This window comes from Schnuerera sp. (assembly GCF_035459645.1).
Taxonomy (GTDB): Bacteria; Bacillota; Clostridia; order Tissierellales; family Tepidimicrobiaceae; genus Schnuerera.
This window is the reverse complement of sequence record NZ_DATHXO010000072.1, coordinates 1-1,567: the sequence shown is the minus strand read 5'-3', so window position 1 is coordinate 1,567 and position 1,567 is coordinate 1. Positions and strand designations below refer to the sequence as shown.

The 1,567-nt window shown below is 35.6% G+C and carries 3 protein-coding genes; 1 reads left to right on the top strand and 2 read right to left on the bottom strand.

The window, feature by feature from the left end:
- Positions 1-73 precede the first annotated feature (73 nt).
- Positions 74-187 (top strand): hypothetical protein, encoded by a 114-nt coding sequence (locus tag VK998_RS12955; RefSeq protein WP_414713537.1) that lies wholly within the window; start codon positions 74-76, stop codon positions 185-187.
- Between the two features lie 430 nt (positions 188-617).
- On the opposite strand, the gene VK998_RS01755 is transcribed toward VK998_RS12955, so the two are convergent.
- Positions 618-1,097 (bottom strand): hypothetical protein, encoded by a 480-nt coding sequence (locus tag VK998_RS01755; RefSeq protein ID WP_325224817.1) that lies wholly within the window; start codon positions 1,095-1,097, stop codon positions 618-620.
- A 49-nt stretch (positions 1,098-1,146) separates the two neighbouring features.
- A partial coding sequence (locus VK998_RS01750; RefSeq protein ID WP_325224815.1) for a hypothetical protein occupies positions 1,147-1,567 on the bottom strand: 421 nt, incomplete at its 5' end.

The window sequence follows — 1,567 nt, the reverse complement described above, 5'->3', positions numbered from 1 at the left end:
ACCTTTACCGTATTCCGACCCTGAAGCTGTGGATCCCGAGGAGGCTTTCCTGGCGTCTCTTTCGAGCTGTCATATGCTTTGGTTTTTATCCATCGCGGCAAAAAATGGGTATACAGTCGCCTCATACCAATTTTCACTACCGATGACAGAATTGTGTTTAGGGTTAATTATTGTACCCCCATTATGATTAGCTTTAGACTCACTTACATCCCAATAAAACGTTCCTCCACCACCATCGCCCACTTCATAAAAGCCCAAGATTTCTCTTGCTGGTGTACTTGTAAATAAACTTTCAAAGAATCCCGGCTCTGATTTAAGGTCTGCTATTGTATTAACCTTTTTAGAAGCAAATGTTTCAATAGCACCTATACTTGGTTTAGGTGCTCCTACATCTACCCATTGATCCAAATCGAAATCCCATCTAACTCTCTGCCAAACTCCTTCCTCTACTTCGTATTCTCCAAAAGCAAGTCCTGTTCCTGCAACGTAATCGGGAGGTAACACACCAACTTCAGTAGACACATAGTCAAGATTAAGTCCTTCCGAATCAGCTATACCCCTAATGTATTTCTCTGCGCGGGCACGATTACTGGTAATAAAGCTATCTAATAAACTCATTAATTTGTAATATCTTTTTCTATCTCAATTTCAAATCTCATAAAAGTATAAATACTATCAGAAAGAAGTCCTTGTATATCTAACTCTGCTATGGGCCATCTATAATTTTGTAATATTGAGTAATCAGGATCAATAAAATGAAGTTCATCCATTGTTGTATTAGCAGGATTCCCTTGGTCAATATCATATTGTATAGCCTCTTCACTCTGCCCCAATACAAAGTTGTCTGGTAGTGCGGGGTATGCAATCGGGTGTCTCGAATGTAATCTAAACTCTGCTTCAAAACTATCAAATATATCAAAATTAAATGGGGTATTTTCATCATCTAAATGTATACCCTTAATAGATATACTTATTTCATCCCCTTCATATAAATCAACATCTTTAATTACATAAGGGAAAGCTTTTGGTGCGATGATATATGAGTAATCATCAAACTGTTCAATATACCTTTCTCCTTTCTCTTCCTTTTTAGACATATTTTAATATAAGAAATTTTTAATAATTATACAAATGTAATAGAAATTATTATCTTCGTTTGCGTGGCTCATATAACCAACTAACCTGCTGTAATATAAAATCTTGTATGTTACTTACAATTTTCCAATATATTTGTCTTCCATTCTTATTAGCAGGGTTTACTCCTATATGTGTTAATCCGTTTTTGGTTGGATAGTTACTAAGTATTTTATCTGTCCAATCTCCATAGTTCTTTGCATAACTAAATGTAGCGTCTCCTTCCGTCTCTAAATAAAACTTTCTAAATAATTTCGTAATGTGTGGCGCATTAGCTACATTAGCAACACTTTCTATAACTGTATCATAAGACTCTCCACCAAACGTATTTCCATTATTGAACTCTGTTGCTTTATTGTCCACAACCCCATAATAATTACCCCTATATACAGAAGCTGTCTTAGGTTCATAAGTAAATGGACCTTGCCACTGA

Bases quoted from the DNA above. Each gene is read 5' to 3' on its own strand.
- VK998_RS12955 (WP_414713537.1), top strand. From the start codon at position 74: ATGCTTTGGTTTTTATCCATCGCGGCAAAAAATGGGTATACAGTCGCC.
- VK998_RS01755 (WP_325224817.1), bottom strand. From the start codon at position 1,097: ATGTCTAAAAAGGAAGAGAAAGGAGAAAGGTATATTGAACAGTTTGAT.